Origin of the sequence: Streptomyces sp. OZ13 (genome assembly GCF_052068155.1) — a bacterium.
Lineage (GTDB): Bacteria > Actinomycetota > Actinomycetes > Streptomycetales > Streptomycetaceae > Streptomyces.
Window position 1 is genome coordinate 63,387 of sequence record NZ_JBQHCZ010000016.1, and the last position, 19,232, is coordinate 82,618.

Sequence of the window (19,232 nt, forward strand, 5' to 3'; positions counted from 1 at the left end):
GAGCCTCGGATCCAACAATCCTGCCCGTATCCGGGCAGGATCCAGCGCGTTCGGCATTCTGTTTCGATCCCGGCCCGCCTTCGGCGGGCCCATCGCTGTGGACAGGCCCGGGCTGATCGCCCGAGTCCGCCGTCTGACGGAACGCTGCCTGACGGGACCGCCGGGACCTGCCGCGACCCGGGCCGCCGCCGACCGCACCGCCGCCGCACTCCGGGACCGCCGCGGACCCGGAACCGCTGATCGCCCCGGAGCGGCGCCGCGCCCTATCGGGGCCGCTGGGGCTCGCCCGTCGCCTTGAGCGCCAGCCACAGCTCCATGCGCACGTCCGGGTCGTCCAGCGAGCGGCCGAGGATCTCCTCCACGCGGCGCATCCGGTACCGCAGGGTGTGGCGGTGCACGCCGAGGTCGGCCGCGGCGGCGTCCCACTGGCCGTGGCGCGAAAGCCAGGCCCGGAGCGAGGCGACGAGGTCGCCCCGGCCGGTCGCGTCGTGCTCGTGCAGCGCTCGGAGCATGCCGTCCGCGAACGCGCGGACGGCGTCGTCGCCGAGCAGGGGCACGATGGATCCCGCCGCCAGTTCCTCGTGCTCGACGAGGGCGCGTCCGCGCCGCCGGGCGACCGAGAGCGCCTGCTCGGCCTGCTTGTAGGCACCCGCGGCCGCTGTGGGACCGGTGGGCGCGGAGAGTCCGACGTAGACCTCGGCCTCGTCGGCGTCCTTGTCCCCGTAGGCCGCCAGGCAGGCGGCGGCCACCGCTCCGCCGTCCACGGCGAGCAGCACCGTGCGGCCGTCCGTCCCGTCGGGGACGGCGAGGAAGGTCTCCCCCGCCCGGCCGGCCGCCGACTCGACCGACTCGGCGAACGCGCTCAGGGCGGCGGGCCGGTCGCCCGCGCCGGTGTCCGGGTCGCCGGCGGTCTCGGCGATGAGCAGCCGGAACGGGGCGTCGAGCAGTCCGCCGTACAGGTCGCCGGCGACGGCTCTGGCATGGTCCGGCTGTCCGGACAGCAGCATCCGCAACACCGCGGCGCCGAGCCGCTGTTCGGCGGCCTGAAGCGATCGGGACTGCTCCGTCGCCAGGGTCAGAAGGGCTACCGCCGAGTGCACGGCGTAGCGTTCCGCGGTCCCGAGCGGGGCCCCGGTGCCGACGGCGAGGGCGCCGCGGACCCGGCGTCCGGTGCCGAGCGACTGGAGCTCGACGCGGTCGTCGTCCTCTGCGCCGCCGACCACGGCGCTCGCGGGCGCGGCCCGCTCGCGCAGCCGCTCGACGTCGCCCGTGAGGCGGGCAGCCCGCCGGGCCGCCCAGTCGGGCGCGGCGGCGACGACCGCGCCCGAGGTGTCGTACAGCGCCGCCCATCCGTCGATGTGCGCGGCGAGCCGCGCGACGACGGCGCCGGGCCCCTCTGTGAGCGCGGCCCGGGTCAGCTCGCGCTGTGCCTCGAAACCGGCGGTCACGGCCCTGTACTGGTCGGCTGCGATGGCCGCCGAGACTGCTTTGCTGATGGCGAGGAACGGGGTGCGGCGCGGCACTTCGAGAAGCGGCAGCCCCTCCTCCCTGGCGGCCTCGACGAGCGCCTCGGGAATGTCCTCGTAGTAGACGCCGACCGCGAAGCCCAGTCCGACGACTCCCGCGCCGACCAGCCTGCGCACATAGCGGCGCATGGCGTCGCGGTCCTCCGCGTCGAGGGTCATGGCGGTGACGAGCAGCAGTTCGCCGCCCTCCATGTACGGCACGGGGTCGGCGAGCTCGCTGACGTGTGCCCACCGCACGGGTGTCTCGAGCCGGTCCTCTCCGGCGCGCACGGTGAGTTTGAGCGCCGAGTGCTGGACGAGCGAGGCGAGGGTGGGCGGCATGGGACCTGGGGCCCTTCGAAAGGGAGGCGGCGGGTTCGGATTTCGCCGTCCCGTATGAACGGCGTATGTCGATTCTGCCAGGGCGTAGCAGTCGCCGACCGCCGGCCGTCCCCCGCTCGGGCCCCGGCCGGCCCCCTTGAGCTCGCCGGCTGCCCCGCTCATGCCGCGCCCCCCGGTGCCCGCTCAGGTCCGCAGGTCCACGAGCAGCGGCGGCGCGTGCTCCCCCCGTACGGACGTCAGCGACAGCACCGCGTGCCCGGCGGGCACCGAGTGGGCGAGGTCGGACGCCGACCAGCGGGCGCGTTCGACCTCACGCACGGTGACCGCCTCCGCGGTGGCCGCCTTTCCGGTGACCAGGCGGCGCATCATGTGCAGCGCCTTCGTGAGGGGCTCGTCGGAGATGATCTGCCGGTTGGTGACGTCGCGGGTCTGGACCCACTCGGTGCCCCAGGTCTCGGCGAACCGGCCGCCGTCCCAGGGGGCGAGGCCGGAGAAGGCCATCCGGCAGCCGACGGCGCCGAGCAGGGGGCCGCGCAGCGGCTCGGGCACGTCCTCGAGGGTGCGGAGCGCGAGGACGACGCCGGCGTTGGCGGAGCGCAGCCGTTGCAGCGCGCGTACGGAGTCGGCGGTGACGGTGCTGGTCGCGTCGTCCAGTACGAGGCAGGCGAAGAGCGAGCGGTCGGAGCGGGTGAGCGCCGCCTCGGTGAACTGGGCGAGCACCAGCCGGGCGACGATCCGCGAGGCCTCCGCGTGGCCGCGCTCCGGCAGGTCGACGCGGACCCGCAGGGGGTGCTCGATGGCGCGCAGCGAGAACGTCCGCCCCTCGCCGTCGGTACGGAAGAACGAGGCGAACGCCGGCCGGTCGAGGAAGGCGATCCGTTCCGCGAGGAGCACCCCGATGTCGTCGCCGCGGGCCGACTGCCTTTCGCGGGCGTCCAGTTCACGCAGCTGCGACACCTCGCCCGCCTGTTCGAGGGCCGTGCGCAGCGCGTCGAGGGCGGCCGGCGCACCGCCGAGCAGTTCCCGCAGTTCCGCGACGGCGGGGAAGTGTCCGTGCACGCACCGGTAGGGGCCGATGAGCTGGGCCAGCGCTGTCGCGGCGCGCCGGCTGTCGCCGCCGGGCAGACCGGCGGCGAGGTCCCCGACGAGCGCCTCCGCGAGGATCCGGGCGGCCTCGTCGGGGTCCTCCGCGCCGCCGTAGAGGTCGAGGTCGTGAGTCGAGTCGGGGCGGCCGACGGAGACGACGAGGTCGAAGTCGCCGTCCGCCGCGACGGCGGCCCCGTGGGCGGTGACGGCCACGACGGCGGCGCGGTTGGCGAGCGCCAGCAGGCACAGCGACTCGACGACGGGCCGTACGAGCCGCACGCTCTTGCCGGACCCCGAGGGCCCGACGGCGAGCAGGGACGTGCCGAGCAGGGCGGGCTCGAGGGCGACGCCGGTGGTGCGGCGGACGTACGGGTTGCGTGCGTCGTCGACCACGGTGCCGATCTTCACCTGACCGGTCGCCAGGTCGTGCGTCGCCGTGCGCACCGGCAGGTCCCGCAGGCCCGACGGGTGGGCGCAGGCGGCGGGGCCGTGCCTGCGCACGGTCTCGGCGAAGGCTGCGAGCCGCTCCGGCCGGGCGTGGACGCCCTGCCAGGCGCGCCGGATCCGCGCGTAGTCCACATCGCCGAGGGTCCCGGCCCGAGCAGCCTCGGCGAGCCGGTCGGCGGCCTCGGTCAGGCCGGCGCTGCGCAGCTCCGGCCATTCGGCGGGGTCCTTCGGTGGTGGCGGGGCGTCGGGCAGCGGTCCCGCGGTCCTCGCGCGCCTGCGCTGCACGACCGGCCAGGTGCCGGCCCGGCCGACGGCGGCGACGACCGCCGCGGCGAGGAGCACGTAGTAGATGTTCGAGACCCAGGTGAGCCAGGTGACGGTGCGCGGGATCTCGCGCCAGACGCCCGGCAGGAACACGAACAGCGGCCACAGCGGCACCCCGTACCGCTGCCAGATCTCTTGCCAGTTGCCGACCCGGCCGAAGCCGACGGCGAGCAGCCCCAGGACGAGGCCGTTGTAGAGGTAGCTGGCCAGGACGTACATCTCGAAGTTGGCGTTGTCGGGTGACCGCCAGTCGTCGGGCACGGCCCACAGCATGGGCAGCAGCCACCAGTCGTCGACGAAGAACCACCATCCCTCGAGGTAGCGGTTCCACAGCAGGGACCAGAGCAGCCAGCCGCACAGGTAGGCGACGAAGGCTCCGCCGAAGAGCTGCCGGGCGGGGACGAGGTCCGGCTCCTCTTCCGGGCGGTCACGGTGGCCCAGCCGCCAGATCCCGGGGGCTGCTGCCGGACGGGGCACGCGCAGCCACTCCGCGACCCGGGGCCGGGTGGCCGGGGCGTGGCCGGGCCGGGCGGGGGTGCCGGGCGGCACGGACGGTACCTCCGCCGGTGGACCGGCGGGACGTGGCACGGGATTGGCGCGTGTGCCGCGTGCGTCGTATGTGCCTTCGGATTCCATGAACCGCTGCCCCCTGACCAGCCAGGCCCGCTCTCTGCACGGTCAATCTAGTGCGTGCGCCCCTGGGCGGACGGCACACCGGGCCATGATCCCGTGTCCCTCGGGGCCCAAGGGCTCCGTGCCGTGCGGAACCGGCCGGATTTCGCCCTCTCCTGCCCCTCCGGCGCCTCCGGGACCGGGCCCGCTCACGCGCCTATGGCCGTGACGGACAACGACACACCCCCAATACTCCCGATCGGCGCATGCCCGCACCGGCGCGGCGCCCCTAGCCTGCGGAGAAAGACAACAAGCGTCCGGATACACCCCCAGGAGCCCCTCATGACCGCAATCCCGCAGGAGCGCCGCGTCGTCACCGCCATCCCCGGCCCGAAGTCGATCGAGCTGCAGGCCCGCCGTACCGCGACGGTCGCCGGCGGGGTGGGGTCCGTACTGCCCGTGTTCACGGCTCGTGCGGGCGGCGCGATCATCGAGGACGTCGACGGCAACCGCCTGATCGACTTCGGCTCCGGCATCGCCGTGACCTCGGTCGGCGCCTCCGCGGAGGCCGTCGTACGCCGGGCGAGCGCCCAGCTCCAGGACTTCACGCACACCTGCTTCATGGTGACGCCGTACGAGGGCTACGTGGAGGTGTGCGAGGCGCTGGCCGATCTGACCCCGGGCGACCACGCCAAGAAGTCGGCGCTGTTCAACTCGGGTGCCGAGGCGGTCGAGAACGCCGTCAAGATCGCGCGTGCCCACACCAAGCGCCAGGCGGTCGTCGTCTTCGACCACGGCTACCACGGCCGCACCAACCTCACGATGGCGCTGACGGCCAAGAACATGCCGTACAAGCACGGCTTCGGCCCGTTCGCGCCCGAGGTGTACCGCGTGCCGGTGGCGTACGGCTACCGCTGGCCGACCGGCCCGGAGAACTGCGGCCCCGAGGCCGCGGCGCAGGCCATCGACCAGATCACCAAGCAGATCGGCGCGGAGAACGTCGCCGCGATCATCATCGAGCCGGTGCTCGGCGAGGGCGGCTTCATCGAGCCGGCCAAGGGCTTCCTGCCCGCGATCGTGAAGTTCGCGAACGACAACGGCATCGTCTTCGTCGCCGACGAGATCCAGTCCGGCTTCTGCCGGACCGGCCAGTGGTTCGCCTGTGAGGACGAGGGCGTCGTCCCCGACCTGATCACCACGGCCAAGGGCATCGCCGGCGGTCTGCCGCTGGCCGCGGTCACCGGCCGCGCCGAGATCATGGACGCCGCGCACGCCGGCGGCCTCGGCGGCACCTACGGCGGCAACCCGGTGGCCTGCGCCGGTGCGCTGGGCTCCATCGAGACGATGAAGGAGCTCGACCTCAACGGCAAGGCGCGGCGGATCGAGGAGGTCATGAAGGGCCGCCTGGCCGCGATGCAGGAGAAGTACGACATCATCGGTGACATCCGCGGGCGCGGCGCGATGATCGCGATCGAGCTGGTGAAGGACCCCGCGACGAAGGAACCGAACGCCGAGGCGGCCGGCGCGCTCGCCAAGGCGTGCCACGCGGAGGGCCTGCTCGTCCTCACCTGCGGCACCTACGGCAACGTGCTGCGCTTCCTGCCCCCGCTGGTCATCGGCGAGGACCTGCTGAACGAGGGTCTCGACATCCTCGAGCAGGCGTTCGCCCGCGTCTGACCGGCGGCGACGAAGCCACTCTGTGAAGAAGCTGTGGGGGGCCGATGGCGGGATGGAGATCCGGCTGTTGGTCCCCTTCCGCCTGACGTACGGTTTCTGCAGATGAGAGAAACACCCCGCTCGCAGGAGACTGCGGGCGATCCCAGGCCGGAGCCTCCCCAGCCCCGACCTGGTCGTGCCCTCGCGCACACCACTGGAGCTGCAGGCTCCGGAACTCCTCACCGATCGGTTTGCCGCCCGCCCCAAACCCCCCGGGGCGCGCGGCAAACCGGTCCGGCCGGCCACCTCGGAACCACCCCCCCTGTTCCGATGTGGCCGGCCTCTCGGCGTTCCCGGGCCGCCGTCCTTCTCTGTGTGACGCTCTTCGCGCTGATGACCTGGCAGGTGGCCGTCGAGGGGCCGCTGTTCACCGCGGACGTGCGACTGGGACGTGCCCTGTTCGGCGCCGGGCCCGCCACCGTCACCGAACTCCTCGCCGATCTCGGCAGCATGGCCGTCGCGCTGCCTGTGCTCGCGGCGGCGGTCGTACACTCCCTGCTGCGCGAGAGGCGCCAGTGGGTGCCGACGCTGGCCGCCGTTGGCGCGATGGCGGCGGTGCCGGCGCTGGTCGTCCCGCTGAAGCTGTGGATCGCCCGTCCCGCCCCGCTGGAGCCGGGCACCGGCTGGTACCCGTCGGGCCACACGGCGACCGCGATGGTCGCCTACTGCGGCGCCGCGCTGCTCGTCACGCCGTATCTGCGCCGGAGATGGGCGATGCCCGCCGCCGGGGTGCTCACCCTGGCGACGGGCATCGGTCTGGTGCTGCGCGGCTACCACTGGCCGCTGGACGTGCTCGGCAGCCTGTGCCTCTTCGGGGCGCTGCTGCCGTTCCTCAACTCCATCTGTAGGCGTCGAAGTTCCTCGAGAACTCGAACTGGTTGAAGCGGTCCCAGTTGATGGACCAGGTCATCAGGCCGCGCAGGGCCGGCCAGGTGCCGTGAGTTCGGTACGAGCCGCAGGCCGAGGCCACGTTCTTCGTCAGGCAGTCGAGTGCCTTGTTCACCTCGGCGGGCGAGGTGTGGCCGTTGCCCGCCTGGGTGGAGGCCGGGAGTCCGATCGCCACCTGCTCGGGCCGCAGGGCGGGGAAGAACTTCGCCTGGTCGCCGGCGACCTGGAAGCCGGTGAGGAGCATGTCGGTCATGGCGATGTGGAAGTCCGCGCCGCCCATGGAGTGGTACTGGTTGTCCAGGCCCATGATCGGGCCGGAGTTGTAGTCCTGGACGTGCAGCAGGGTGAGGTCGTCGCGCAGGGCGTGGATGACCGGGAGGTACGCCCCGGCGCGCGGGTCCTGGCCGCCCCACGGGCCGGAGCCGTAGTACTGGTACCCGAGCTGGACGAAGAACGTCTCGGGGGCCATGGTGAGCACGAAGTCCGCGCCGTACTTGGCCTTCAGGGTCTTGAGCGCCGAGATCAGGTTGACGATCACGGGCGAGGTGGGGCTGCGGAAGTCGGTGTCGCCGGTGTTCAGTGACAGGGAGTGGCCCTCGAAGTCGATGTCGAGGCCGTCGAGGCCGTAGTCGTCGATGATCTTCGAGACCGAGGTGACGAAGGCGTCGCGAGCACCCGTCGTCGCGAGTTGCACCTGCCCGTTGGCGCCGCCGATGGAGATCAGTACCTTCTTGCCGGCGGCCTGCTTGGCCTTGACGGCGGCCTTGAACTCCGCCTCCGACTCCACGTTCGGGCATTCGGCGACCGGGCACAGCCTGAAGCGGATGTCGCCGGAAGTGACCGAGGTCGGTTCGCCGAAGGCGAGGTTGATGACGTCCCACGAGTCGGGGACGTCGGCCATGCGGGTATAGCCGGAGCCGTTGGCGAAGCTGGCGTGCAGATAGCCGACGAGGGCGTGGGCGGGCAGGTCGCCGCCGGTGTCGCCGCCGCCGGAGGTGGTCGTGGCGCTGACGGCGGCGGACTTGGGCGACTCGCCCGCGTCGTTGGCGGCGGATACCTGGAAGGTGTAGGTCGTGGCGGTGGTCAGCCCGGTGACGGTGGTGGACGTGCCGCCGACGGTCGCGACCCGCGCGCCGTCCCGGTAGACGTGGTAACTGGTCGCACCGGACGAGGAGTTCCATATCAGCGGTACGGAAGTGGAGCCGGGGCTGCCGGCACGCAGGCCGGCGGGCGCGGCCGGGACGGTGGCGGGGTCGCCGCCGGGGCCGAAGAGGGAGATGTCGTCGGCGTGATAGGCGGGGGTGCCGTACCAGCCGTGGGTGTAGAGCGTCACGGAGGTGGTCGACGGCCCGGTGCGGAACGAGGTCGTCAGCTTCTGCCAACCGGGCGCGGACGCCGTCCAGGTGGAGACATCGGTGGTACCGGTGCCCGACGCGCCGAGATAGACATAGCTTCCCTGGACCCAGCCGCTGAGCGTGTAGGCGGAGTCGGGTTTCACGGTGACGGTCTGGGCGCACTTCGCGTTGTCGCCGCCGGCCGGGGTGGCCTTCAGCGCGGAGGTGCCGCCATGGGTGGGCGAGGAGACGGCGACGCCGCTGCCCGCGGTGCAGGTCCAGCCTGTGAGCCCGGCTTCGAAGCCTCCGTTGCGGGCGAGTTCGGTGTCGGCCGCCGCCGCTGACCCGGTGGTGGCGACGAGTCCTGTGACAGCGAGGACGGCTGCCGCAAGGGCAGCCGTAAGTCTTGTGCGGTCCACAAAAGCCTCCGGGCATGGGGGGATTCGAGTGCGGCGGCCACAACATGGTCCAGACCAATCAGGTTGTCAAGACCTCTGGCACTTCCTGGTCGGCCACGCCGCGCTCAGTCCCTGCCGCCGTGCGCGAGCCCCGCGGCGGCCTCGTGCATGGCGAGCTCCAGCAGTGAGGGATCCGTCAGTGTCCCGGAGCCGTCCGGAGGGATCAGCCAGCGCACCCGCCCCACCGTCCTGCCCGGATACGGCACGACGATCCAAGTGCCCTGCCCCGCCGTGCGGATACCGGTGCCCAGCCACCGTCCCGCGGTGCCGGGCGGCACGAAGAAGCCCATGCGGGACTCACCGAAGCCGGAGAGGACCGGACCCGGCCGGTCGACCAGCCGGGTCAGCACATCCAGCGTGGGATACCCCAGCTCGCCCGGCAGGATCAGTACGTCCCAGCGCCGGCCCGCCGGCAGGAGGGCGATCCCGTGCTGGTTCCGCTCCCACTCCCACCGGCAGGCCTCCGGGTCCGGCGCCACCGCCGCCAGCCACTCCATCGCGATCCTGGCGCTCGTTCCGGTCATGGTCCGGTCTCCGTTTCCGTGTGCACGAGGGTGCTTGCACACACAGAGAGCGGGGCGGGGCCCATCCATTACGCGACTTGGGGGATCAGCCGTCGGTGAGCCGCACCGCGCGTCCGGGACGCCGGCGGGCAGCGGCGGCCGGGGCGGCGGGTCAGCTGTCGAAGCCGAGGCCGAAACGGTCCATCGTCCGCAGCCACAGATTTCGCCGGCCGCCGTTGGCGTCGGCCCTCGCCATGGCCCACTTGGTCAGGCCGATACCGGCCCACGCCACCGGTTCCGGCGGGAACGGGAGTGGCTTGCTGCGCACCATCTTCAGCTCGGTCCGCTCGGTCCGCTCTCCCGACAGCAGGTCGAGCATCACGTCGGCGCCGAACCGGGTCGCGCCGACGCCCAGGCCCGTGAAGCCGGCCGCGTAGGCGACCTTGCCGCCGTGCGCGGTGCCGAAGAAGGCGGAGAAGCGGGTGCAGGTGTCGATGGCGCCGCCCCAGGCATGGCTGAAGCGGAGCCCTTCGAGCTGCGGGAAGCAGCGGAAGAAGTGCGACGCCAGCTTCAGATAGGTCTCCGGCCGGTGGTCCATCTCGGCGCGCACCTTGCCGCCGAAGGGATAGACGGCGTCGTAGCCTCCCCACAGGATGCGGTTGTCGGCGGTGATGCGGAAGTAGTGGAACTGGTTGGCGCTGTCGCCGAGCCCCTGCCGCCGCTTCCAGCCGACGGAGGCGAGCTGGGCGGCGCTGAGCGGCTCGGTCATCAGCGCGTAGTCGTACACCGGGACGGTGTAGGCGCGTACCCGCCTGATCAGCGAGGGGAAGACGTTCGTGCCGAGCGCCACCCGGTGCGCGAGGACGCGGCCGTAGGGGGTGCGGACGACGATGCCCGGGCCGGAGGGCGTGAGCCGCAGGCCGGGGGTGTTCTCGTAGATGCGCACCCCGAGCTCCAGACACGCCCGGCGAAGGCCCCAGGCCAGCTTCGCAGGGTGCAGCATCGCCACCCCGCGGCGGTCCCACAGCCCGCCGAGGAAGGTCGGCGAGTCGACCTCCGCGCGCATCGCGTCCGCGTCGAGGAGTTCGAGGCCGGTGAATCCGAGCCGGGTGGCCTCCTGGTGCATCTCGTGGAGCTCGGCGAGCTGGTGGGGCTCGGTGGCGACGTCGATCTCACCGGTGCGTTCGAAGTCGCAGTCGATGCGGTACCGGCCGACGGCCTCCTCGATGGCGTCGAGGTTGCGCCCGCCGAGCTCCTCCAGCTTGGTCAGCTCGTCCGGCCAGCGGGCCAGTCCGTTGCCGAGGCCGTGGGTGAGCGAGGCGGCGCAGAAGCCGCCGTTGCGGCCGGAGGCGGCCCAGCCCGCCTCCCGGCCCTCGATCAGGACGACGTCCCGTGCCGGGTCCCGCTCCTTGGCGAGCAGCGCCGTCCACAGTCCGCTGTATCCGCCCCCGACGACAAGGAGGTCGCACCTCTCGTCGCCGGCGAGGGCGGGCAGCGGCTCGGGCTTGCCGGGGTCTTCCAGCCAGAACGGCGCGGGCCGCGCGTCGGAGAGTGATCGTGCAGAGGTCATGGCGGCTGGGGCCATGGTTCCCACTCCTTCTGGGTGCTACCGGATCCGGTGCCGGTGGGGGCTGGTCCGGTCTACCGGGTCAGGGCGCGCTTCTTCCGGCGGCTGCTGATGATCTGACCGCCGGCCACGATCAGTACGGCGACGACGAACATGGCCGTACCGATGACGTTGATCTGGACGGGCGTACCGCGCTGGGCCGAACCCCACACGAACATGGGGAAGGTGACGGTGTTGCCGGAGTTGAAGTTGGTGATGATGAAGTCGTCGAAGGACAGGGCGAAGGCCAGCATCGCGCCGGCGGCGATGCCGGGTGCGGCAATCGGGAGCGTGACCCGCAGGAACGTCTGAACGGGCCCGGCGTAGAGGTCTCTCGCCGCTTCCTCCAGCCTGGGGTCCATCGACATGACCCGTGCCTTCACCGCCACCACGACGAAGCTCAGACAGAACATGGTGTGCGCGATGAGGATGGTCCAGAAGCCCAGCTCGGCCCCGAGGTTGAGGAAGAGCGTCAGCAGCGAGGCGGCCATGACCACTTCGGGCATCGCCATCGGCAGGAAGATCAGCGAGTTGATCGTGCCGCGGGCCCGGAACCGGTAGCGGACGAGCGCGAAGGCGATCATGGCGCCGAGGACGGTCGCGCCGACCGTCGCCCACAGCGCGATCTGCAGGGAGAGCGCGAGCGAGCCGCACAGGTCGGCGACGCCGCACGGGTCGCGCCACGCGTCGGTGGAGAACTCCCGCCAGGCGTAGTTGAAGCGCCCGGCCGGCTTGTTGAACGAGAACACCATCACGACGATGTTCGGCAGGATCAGGTACGCGAGCGTGAGCAGTCCCGCGATGACGACGATGTTGCGCCTTGCCCAGCTCATCAGACCAGGTCCTCCGTTCCGGCCCGGCGGATGTAGACGGTGACCGTGATCAGCACGATCGCCATCAGGATGAACGACAGCGCGGCCGCCGTCGGGTAGTCGAGCACCCGCAGGAACTGCGACTGGATGACGTTTCCGATCATGCGGGTGTCGGTCGAGCCCAGCAGCTGGGCGTTGACGTAGTCACCGCTCGCCGGAATGAACGTCAGCAGCGTCCCGGAGACCACGCCCGGCATGGACAGCGGGAGGGTCACCTTGCGGAAGGTCGTGGCGGGCCTGGCGTACAGGTCCCCGGCCGCCTCGTGGAGCCGCGGGTCGATCCGCTCCAGCGAGGTGTAGAGCGGAAGGATCATGAACGGCAGGAAGTTGTACGTCAGACCGGTGACGACCGCCAGCGGTGTGGCGAGCACGCGGCTGCCTTCGGTGAGCCCGAGCCAGCTGGTGACGTCCAGGAACCCGACGGCGCCCAGCGCCTCCACCACCGGTCCGCCGTCCGCGAGGATCGTCTTCCAGGCGAGCGTGCGGATCAGGAAGCTGGTGAAGAACGGTGCGATCACCAGTACCAGCAGCAGATTGCGCCAGCGGCCGGCCTTGAACGCGATGAGATACGCGAGCGGATAGCCGAGCAGCAGGCACAGGGCGGTGGCGGTGCCCGCGTACAGCAGCGATCGCAGGAACTGCGGGTAGTACTCGCTCAGCGCGTCCCAGTAGGTCGCGAAGTGCCAGGTGACCTCGAAGCCCTCCTCCAGGGACCCCGTCTGCACGGAGGTCGACGCCTGGTAGACGAGGGGCAGCACGAAGAAGACGACCAGCCACAGGATGCCCGGGAGCAGCAGCCAGTAGGGGACCAGCCTGCGGCGCACCGGCGTCTTGTGGGCGGGCGGTCCGCCGGGGGCGGGCGACAGCGGCGGTGCCTGGGTGACGGTCATGGGCGCTCCCCCACCGTCTCCACACCCGCGTCGATGGCCTGGGCGGCGTCGAGGCCGAAGGTGTGCTCCGGGTTCCAGTGCAGGACGACCTCGGCGCCCGGCCCGAGGCCGGCCCGGTGTTCGACGTTCTGTGCGTAGACCTCGAGGCTCTTGCCCGCCGGGCTCTCGACGACGTACTGCGTGGAGACGCCGATGAAGGAGGAGTCGAGGATCCGGCCCGTGACGGAGTTGCGGCCGGCCGGCACGGCGTCCGCGTCGGCGACGGGAGTGAGGGAGATCTTCTCCGGCCGGACCCCGACGAGGAGCCGGCCGCCGGCGGCGGTGGCGTCCGGACAGCGCCCGGCGGGCAGCCGGAGCTTGCCGCCGCCCGCGGTGACGACGACCTCGCCGCCCGAGCTCTGGACCACCTCGGCCTCGATGAGGTTGGAGGTGCCGAGGAAGTTGGCGACGAAGGTGGTCCGCGGGTTCTCGTACAACTCCGCCGGCGCTCCGAGCTGCTCGACCCTGCCCCCGTTCATCACCGCGACCGTGTCGGCCATGGTCATGGCCTCCTCCTGGTCGTGGGTGACATGGACGAAGGTGATGCCGACCTCCGTCTGGATGCGCTTGAGCTCGAGCTGCATCTGGCGCCGCAGCTTGAGGTCGAGGGCGCCGAGCGGCTCGTCGAGCAGCAGGACCTGCGGGTGGTTGATGAGCGCGCGGGCGACGGCGACCCGCTGCTGCTGGCCACCGGAGAGCTGGTGCGGCTTGCGCTGGGCGAAGTCGCCGAGCTGGACGAGCTCCAGCATGTCGTCGACCTGCTTCTTCACGGACTTGACGCCGCGGCGGCGCAGGCCGAAGGCGACGTTCTCGTAGACGCTCAGGTGCGGGAAGAGCGCGTAGCTCTGGAAGACCGTGTTCACGGGGCGCTTGTGCGGCGGCAGGGCGGTGACGTCCTTGTCGCCGAGACGGACGGTGCCCGTCGTCGGGTCCTCGAGTCCGGCGATCATCCGCAGCGTGGTGGTCTTTCCGCAGCCGGAGGCGCCGAGCAGGGCGAAGAACGAGCCCTGGGGGACGGTCAGGTCCAGCGGGTGGACGGCCGTGAAGGAGCCGTAGGTCTTGCTGATCCCGGAGAGGCGGACATCGCCGCCCGCTTGCTTGTCAGTCATGGGTCGCGATCCCAGGTGTCGGGGGAAGGGGGGCGGGTCAGGCGCCGATGAGCTTGGCGAACTTCTCTTCGTACGCCGTCTCTTCCTTGGAGGAGAGCGAGCGGAACGAATGGGACTTGGCGGCCATGGCCTCGTCCGGGATGATCAGCGGGTTCTTCGCCAGCTCCGGGTCGATCTTCGCGAGTTCGGCGCCGACGCCGGCGACCGGGCACACGTAGTTGATGTACGCGGCGAGCTGCGCGGCGACGGGCAGCTCGTAGTAGTAGTCGATGAGCCGGGTGGCGTTCTTGCGGTGCCGTGCCTCGGCCGGGACGAGCAGGTTGTCGGTCGCCGTGACATAACCGGCGGCCGGGATCGCGTACTTGATGTCGGGGTTGTCGGCCTGGAGCTGGATCACGTCACCCGCCCAGGCGAGACAGGCGGCGATGTCGCCCTTGGCCAGGTCGGACGTGTAGTCGTTGCCGGTGAAGCGGCGGATCTGCTTCTTGTCGACGCCCTTCTGAAGGCGCCCGACGGCGGCGTCGTAGTCGGCGTCGGTGAACTTGCCGGGGTCCTTGCCCATGTCGAGCAGGGTCATCCCGACGCTGTCGCGCATCTCGGTGAGGAAGCCGACGCGGCCCTTGAGCGCAGGGTCGTCGAGCAGCTGGGTGACGGAGTCGACCTTCCGGCCGCGGGTCGCCTTCGAGTTGTAGGCGATGACGCACGGGATGCCGGTCCACGGGTACGAGTACGCCCGGCCGGGGTCCCAGTCCACGGTGCGGAACTGGGAGGAGAGGTTGGCGTAGGCGTGCGGCAGCAGCGACGGGTCGAGCTTCTGGGCCCAGCCGAGCCGGATGATCCTGGCCGCCAGCCAGTCGGTGACGTTGATCAGGTCGCGGCCGGTGTCCTGGCCGGCCGCGAGCTGCGGCTGGATCTTGCCGAAGAACTCGACGTTGTCGTTGATGTCCTCGGTGTACTTGACCTTGATCCCGGTCCGCTTCGTGAACGCCTCGAGGGTCGGGCGGCTCTTCCCGTCCTCGCTGGTGTCCATGTACTCGGTCCAGTTGGAGAAGGTGAGCTGTTTCTCCTTGTCCGAGTGGTCGTCGGAGTCGGCGGCTCCGCTCTCCCGCTTGGCGGGCGGGATGCCGCAGCCGCTCAGGATGCCCGCGCCGCCGACGGCGAGCGCGCCCGCGCCCGACACCCGCAGCAGCGAACGGCGGGACAGCGCCCCTCGCCCGTTCGTCAGGCTGCGCCGCATGGCCGCCAGCTGGGCCGCGGAGAGGCGCTCGGTCTCGTACTGCTCCATGACGCTCTGCCCTTTCGGGGTGGATGTGGCCGCGACGAGCGCGGCCCGGCGGCTATCGGCCTGTGAAGATCGTGCGGTGCCAGTCCTTGCGGACCACGGCGGTGTTGTCGTACATCACGTGCTTGACCTGCGTGTACTCCTCGAAGGAGTACACCGACATGTCCTTCCCGAAGCCGCTGGCGCCGTATCCGCCGTGCGGCATCTCGCTGATGATCGGAATGTGGTCGTTGACCCACACACAGCCGACCCTGATCTCCCGGGTGGCACGGCCGGCGCGGTACACGTCCCGGGTCCAGGCGGAGGCCGCCAGCCCGTAGGGCGTGTCGTTCGCGAGAGCGAGGCCCTCGTCGTCGGTGTCGAAGGGCAGCACGACCAGGACGGGTCCGAAGATCTCGTGTCGGACGATCTCGCTGTCCTGGGCGGCACCGGTGATCAGAGTGGGAAGATAGTAGGCGCCGTCGCGCAGCTCCCCTTGCGGCGCTTCGCCGCCGGTCACCACGGTTGCGTAACCGCGGGCCCGGTCGACGACGGCGGCGACGCGGTCGCGGTGCAGATGGGAGACGAGCGGACCGAGGTCCGTCGCCGGGTCGAACGGGTCACCGAGCCGGACCGTCGCCATCAGATCGGCGACCGCGGCGACGAAGGCGTCGTACAGGGGCCGCTGGACATAGGCGCGGGTGGCCGCGGTGCAGTCCTGGCCCGTGTTGATGAGCGATCCGGCGACCGCCCCGTGCGCGGCGGCCTCGAGGTCGGCGTCGTCGAAGACCACGAACGGGGCCTTCCCGCCGAGTTCGAGGTGGAGGCGCTTGACGGTGTCGGTGGCGATTCGGGCGACGCGTTTGCCGACTGCCGTCGAGCCGGTGAAGGAGGTCATGTCGATGTCCGGATGGCCGACGAGGTGCTCGCCGGCGTCCCTGCCCGCGCCGCTGACGATGTTGACGACGCCGTCGGGGACGCCTGCCTCGGTGGCCGCCTGGGCGAACATCAGCGAGGTGAGCGGGGTGATCTCGGCGGGCTTCAGCACGATGGTGTTGCCCGCGGCGATGGCCGGCAGAACCTTCCAGGCGGCCATCTGCAGCGGATAGTTCCAGGGGGCGATGGAGCCGACCGTGCCGATCGGTTCACGCCGTACGTACGAGGTGTGGTCGCCGCTGTACTCGCCCGCGGACTGCCCCTCGAGGTGACGGGCGGCGCCGGCGAAGAACGCGGTGTTGTCGATGGTGCCGGGGACGTCGAACCCCGTACTCAGTCTGATGGGCTTGCCGCACTGGAGCGACTCGGCACCCGCCAGGTCCTCGGCCTGGCCGGCGAGGACGGCCGCGAAGCGGTGCAGCGCCTCGGAGCGCTCGCCGGGGGTGGCGCCGGCCCAGCCGGGCCGGGCGTCGCGGGCGGCGGCGACGGCCGCGTCCACGTCCGCGGGGCCGGCCAGTTCGTACGTGTGGATCGTCCGCCCCGTGGCCGGATCGACGATGTCCTGCGTACGCCCCGAGGTTCCGGGTCGCAGCTTTCCGCCGATGAACTGCGCGCCGGCAGCGAAGCGGTCCTGCGTCTGGAAGCGGTTGCCCATAGCGCTCTCCGTAGTCCCAGCTCGAATTGAGTGCCGATCCTGACAGAGGGTGACCCACGCAACAAGGGATTCCGTTGTTGCCATTTGATTACGCGACGGAATCGGTCGACCATGTGTCGCGTCACCGGTGCCCGCGCGGGACGGGATGTCCGTGGCGGCTGCCAGACTCCTGTGCATGGGGACGATCAATGAGCTGATCGAGAGCACGGCGGCCGGGCGACGGGTGAAGTACCTGCACTTCTGGGGGCACACGCCGCGCAAGGACGGCACCATCGGCAGCAGTTGCCTGAGTCAGTGGTGGCCGTCACCGTTCGAGGTCGACGGCGTGCGGTACGCGACGGCGGAGCACTGGATGATGGCGTCCAAGGCCCGGCTGTTCGGCGACGCGGAGGCGGAGCGGAAGGCGCTGGCCGCGAAGTCACCGGCGGAGGCCAAGAAGGCGGGGCGGCTGGTGCGCGGCTTCGACGACGCCATATGGGAGCGCGAGCGGTTCGACATCGTGCGCTCGGGCAGCGTGCACAAGTTCGGGCAGGACGCGGCGCTGCGCGACTTCCTGCTGGCCACGGGGGACCGGGTGCTCGTCGAGGCCAGCCCGATGGACCGCATCTGGGGCATCGGGCTGGCCGCGGACGACGAGCGGGCGCAGGACCCCGCGCGCTGGCGCGGGCTCAATCTGCTGGGGTTCGCGCTGATGGAGGCACGCGAGGAGTTGCGGAGCGGCATCGGCCGACAGCGGCCGGACCGGGGCATCCTGCCCGGTCCAGGAGGAAGGACCTAGCGGGTGACGTCGACGACCAGGTGGTTCGAGTAGCTGTCGTAGTCGTAGTCGTCCTGCTTGTTCTCCTCGTTGATCGCCGTGGTGATGCCCCAGGCGATCAGCGCGATGACGACGGCCCCGATGACGATGCCGCACACGCCGAGGATGATGCCCGCCAGCGCCATGCCGCCGTTGGTGGCCTCGCCCCGCTGGGCGCGCTTGCGGCCCAGGATGCCGAAGATCAGCGCGAGGATGCCGAGGACGATGGCGACGACGCCGTACAGACAGAACAGGCAGACGGAGAGGATGCCGAGCACCATCGCGGTGATGCCCATGCCGTTGGCCGGCTGCTGCTGCCAGCCCGCGGTCTGGCCGTAACCGGGGTAGCCCGGGTACCCCGCGCCGTACGGGTCCGGGGCGCCGAAACCGGCGGCCGGGGGCTGCGGCAGGCTCGGGGCGGCCGGGTAGCCGTAAGCTCCCGCGGCCGGCTGGGCGGGTGCGGGGCCGCCCGGTGCGACGGGCGGCGGCGGGACGGACCCGGTGTCCTCGGGGCCCGAGCCGGGCATCGAGATGACCGTGGGCTGGTCGTGCACTCCGGGCGGGGCCGCTGCCGGCTTGTCCAGGGGCACCTTGCCGGCTGCGCTGCTGCTCTCCGGCGGAGCCCACGGGTCGTGCGGCTGAGGCCCGCCGGGCGGCTGGGCCTGATTGTCGGACATCGTTCTCCCCCATCGGTGGTCCGGCCATGTTACGGCCTCGGTTCCCGGCGTCGTGGGCCGCCTACCATGATCCCGGAGCACAACCACCGCCCGGCGAACGGGGCCTGTCGCCGGTCCGCGGGAGCGGCCCGTCCCACCTGGAGGAATCCGATGACCGATCTGCGCCCTTTCATCGCAGGGCTGCCCAAGGCAGAGCTGCATGTGCACCATGTCGGTTCCGCCTCTCCGCGGATCGTCGCGGAACTGGCCGCGAACCACCCGGACTCGAAGGTGCCCGCCGATGCCGAGGCACTCGCCGACTACTTCACCTTCACCGACTTCGCGCACTTCATCGAGGTCTACCTCTCGGTCGTGGACCTGATCCGCACCCCTGAGGACGTACGGCTGCTCACCTTCGAGGTCGCCCGTGACATGGCGCGGCAGAACATCCGCTACGCGGAGCTGACCATCACGCCGTTCAGCTCCACCCGCCGCGGCATCGACGAGAAGGCCTTCATGGCCGCCATCGAGGACGCCCGCGTCGCGGCGGAGCGGGAGCTCGGGGTGGTGCTGCGCTGGTGCTTCGACATCCCCGGCGAGGCAGGTCTCGAGGCCGCGGAGGAGACCGCCCGGCTCGCGGTCGACCTGCGGCCGGAGGGCCTTGTCTCCTTCGGTCTCGGCGGACCCGAGATCGGCGTTCCGCGCCCGCAGTTCAAGCCGTACTTCGACCGCGCGATCGCCGCCGGGCTGCGTTCCGTGCCGCACGCCGGCGAGACGACCGGGCCGCAGACGATCTGGGACGCGCTGAACGATCTGCGGGCCGAGCGCATCGGCCACGGCACCAGCGCGGTACGGGACCCGAAGCTGCTGGCGCACCTCGCCGAGCACCGGATCCCGCTGGAGGTGTGCCCCACGTCCAACATCGCCACCCGGGCGGTCACCGACCTCGAGCAGCACCCGGTCAAGGAGATGGTCTCCGCCGGTGTCCTGGTCACGGTCAACAGCGACGACCCGCCGATGTTCGGCACCGACCTCAACCACGAGTACGCGGTCACCGCCCGGCTGCTGGACCTGGACGAACGCGGTGTCGCCGGGCTCGCCAAGAACGCGGTGCAGGCGTCGTTCCTCGATCCGGCGGGCAAGGCCCGGATCGTCTCGGAGATCGACACGTACACCGCCGAGTGGCTCTCCCGCTGA

Annotated in this window: 15 protein-coding genes; 4 read left to right on the forward strand and 11 right to left on the reverse strand. The window is 71.4% G+C overall.

Features of this window, described 5'->3' with window-relative positions:
- Positions 1-263 precede the first annotated feature (263 nt).
- Together ACTMTU_RS28790 and ACTMTU_RS28795 are read right to left on the reverse strand one after the other, a co-directional pair.
- Entirely contained in the window at positions 264-1,847 is a 1,584-nt protein-coding gene (locus tag ACTMTU_RS28790; RefSeq protein ID WP_441266376.1) for a PucR family transcriptional regulator, read from the reverse strand.
- 183 nt (positions 1,848-2,030) lie between these two features.
- A complete protein-coding gene (locus tag ACTMTU_RS28795; RefSeq protein ID WP_441266377.1) occupies positions 2,031-4,253 on the reverse strand; it encodes an ATP/GTP-binding protein in 2,223 nt (740 codons plus the stop codon).
- A 405-nt stretch (positions 4,254-4,658) separates the two neighbouring features.
- Here ACTMTU_RS28795 and gabT point away from each other — a divergent pair, with 405 nt between their 5' ends.
- Both gabT and ACTMTU_RS28805 read left to right on the forward strand, forming a co-directional pair.
- On the forward strand, positions 4,659-5,993 hold the full coding sequence (gabT, locus tag ACTMTU_RS28800) for a 4-aminobutyrate--2-oxoglutarate transaminase (RefSeq protein ID WP_441266378.1): 1,335 nt from the start codon (positions 4,659-4,661) through the stop codon (positions 5,991-5,993).
- Positions 5,994-6,347: 354 nt separating this feature from the next.
- The gene (locus tag ACTMTU_RS28805) at positions 6,348-6,914 is read left to right on the forward strand and encodes a phosphatase PAP2 family protein (RefSeq protein ID WP_441266379.1); all 567 of its coding nucleotides are present in this window, start codon (positions 6,348-6,350) and stop codon (positions 6,912-6,914) included.
- Here the strand turns inward: ACTMTU_RS28805 and ACTMTU_RS28810 are convergent.
- From ACTMTU_RS28810 to ACTMTU_RS28845, 8 genes are all read right to left on the reverse strand, one after another.
- Positions 6,865-8,673 carry a chitinase gene (locus tag ACTMTU_RS28810; protein WP_441266380.1) on the reverse strand — a complete coding sequence of 603 codons (1,809 nt, stop codon included), beginning with the start codon at positions 8,671-8,673 and terminating at the stop codon, positions 6,865-6,867. The two genes, ACTMTU_RS28805 and ACTMTU_RS28810, sit on opposite strands and share 50 nt — an antisense overlap.
- A gap of 104 nt (positions 8,674-8,777) precedes the next feature.
- Positions 8,778-9,236, reverse strand: coding sequence for a hypothetical protein (locus ACTMTU_RS28815; RefSeq protein ID WP_441266381.1), 459 nt, complete (start codon positions 9,234-9,236; stop codon positions 8,778-8,780).
- A gap of 151 nt (positions 9,237-9,387) precedes the next feature.
- On the reverse strand, positions 9,388-10,800 hold the full coding sequence (locus ACTMTU_RS28820; RefSeq protein WP_441266382.1) for an NAD(P)/FAD-dependent oxidoreductase: 1,413 nt from the start codon (positions 10,798-10,800) through the stop codon (positions 9,388-9,390).
- A 56-nt stretch (positions 10,801-10,856) separates the two neighbouring features.
- Positions 10,857-11,654, reverse strand: coding sequence for an ABC transporter permease (locus tag ACTMTU_RS28825; protein WP_441266383.1), 798 nt, complete (start codon positions 11,652-11,654; stop codon positions 10,857-10,859).
- Positions 11,654-12,583, reverse strand: coding sequence for an ABC transporter permease (locus ACTMTU_RS28830; RefSeq protein ID WP_441266384.1), 930 nt, complete (start codon positions 12,581-12,583; stop codon positions 11,654-11,656). Before ACTMTU_RS28830 ends, ACTMTU_RS28825 begins: the two co-directional genes overlap by 1 nt.
- Positions 12,580-13,731 (reverse strand): ABC transporter ATP-binding protein, encoded by a 1,152-nt coding sequence (locus tag ACTMTU_RS28835; RefSeq protein ID WP_441266385.1) that lies wholly within the window; start codon positions 13,729-13,731, stop codon positions 12,580-12,582. Before ACTMTU_RS28835 ends, ACTMTU_RS28830 begins: the two co-directional genes overlap by 4 nt.
- Positions 13,732-13,768: 37 nt before the next feature.
- Positions 13,769-15,016 (reverse strand): polyamine ABC transporter substrate-binding protein, encoded by a 1,248-nt coding sequence (locus ACTMTU_RS28840; protein ID WP_441266386.1) that lies wholly within the window; start codon positions 15,014-15,016, stop codon positions 13,769-13,771.
- 52 nt (positions 15,017-15,068) lie between these two features.
- Positions 15,069-16,583, reverse strand: coding sequence for a gamma-aminobutyraldehyde dehydrogenase (locus ACTMTU_RS28845; protein WP_441266387.1), 1,515 nt, complete (start codon positions 16,581-16,583; stop codon positions 15,069-15,071).
- A 175-nt stretch (positions 16,584-16,758) separates the two neighbouring features.
- Between ACTMTU_RS28845 and ACTMTU_RS28850 the strand changes: the two genes are divergently transcribed.
- Complete coding sequence (locus ACTMTU_RS28850) at positions 16,759-17,361, forward strand: NADAR family protein (protein WP_441266388.1); 603 nt, start codon at positions 16,759-16,761, stop codon at positions 17,359-17,361.
- On the opposite strand, the gene ACTMTU_RS28855 is transcribed toward ACTMTU_RS28850, so the two are convergent.
- Entirely contained in the window at positions 17,358-18,056 is a 699-nt protein-coding gene (locus tag ACTMTU_RS28855) for a DUF4190 domain-containing protein (RefSeq protein WP_441266389.1), read from the reverse strand. The two genes, ACTMTU_RS28850 and ACTMTU_RS28855, sit on opposite strands and share 4 nt — an antisense overlap.
- A 150-nt stretch (positions 18,057-18,206) precedes the next feature.
- Between ACTMTU_RS28855 and ACTMTU_RS28860 the strand changes: the two genes are divergently transcribed.
- Entirely contained in the window at positions 18,207-19,232 is a 1,026-nt protein-coding gene (locus ACTMTU_RS28860) for an adenosine deaminase (RefSeq protein WP_441266390.1), read from the forward strand.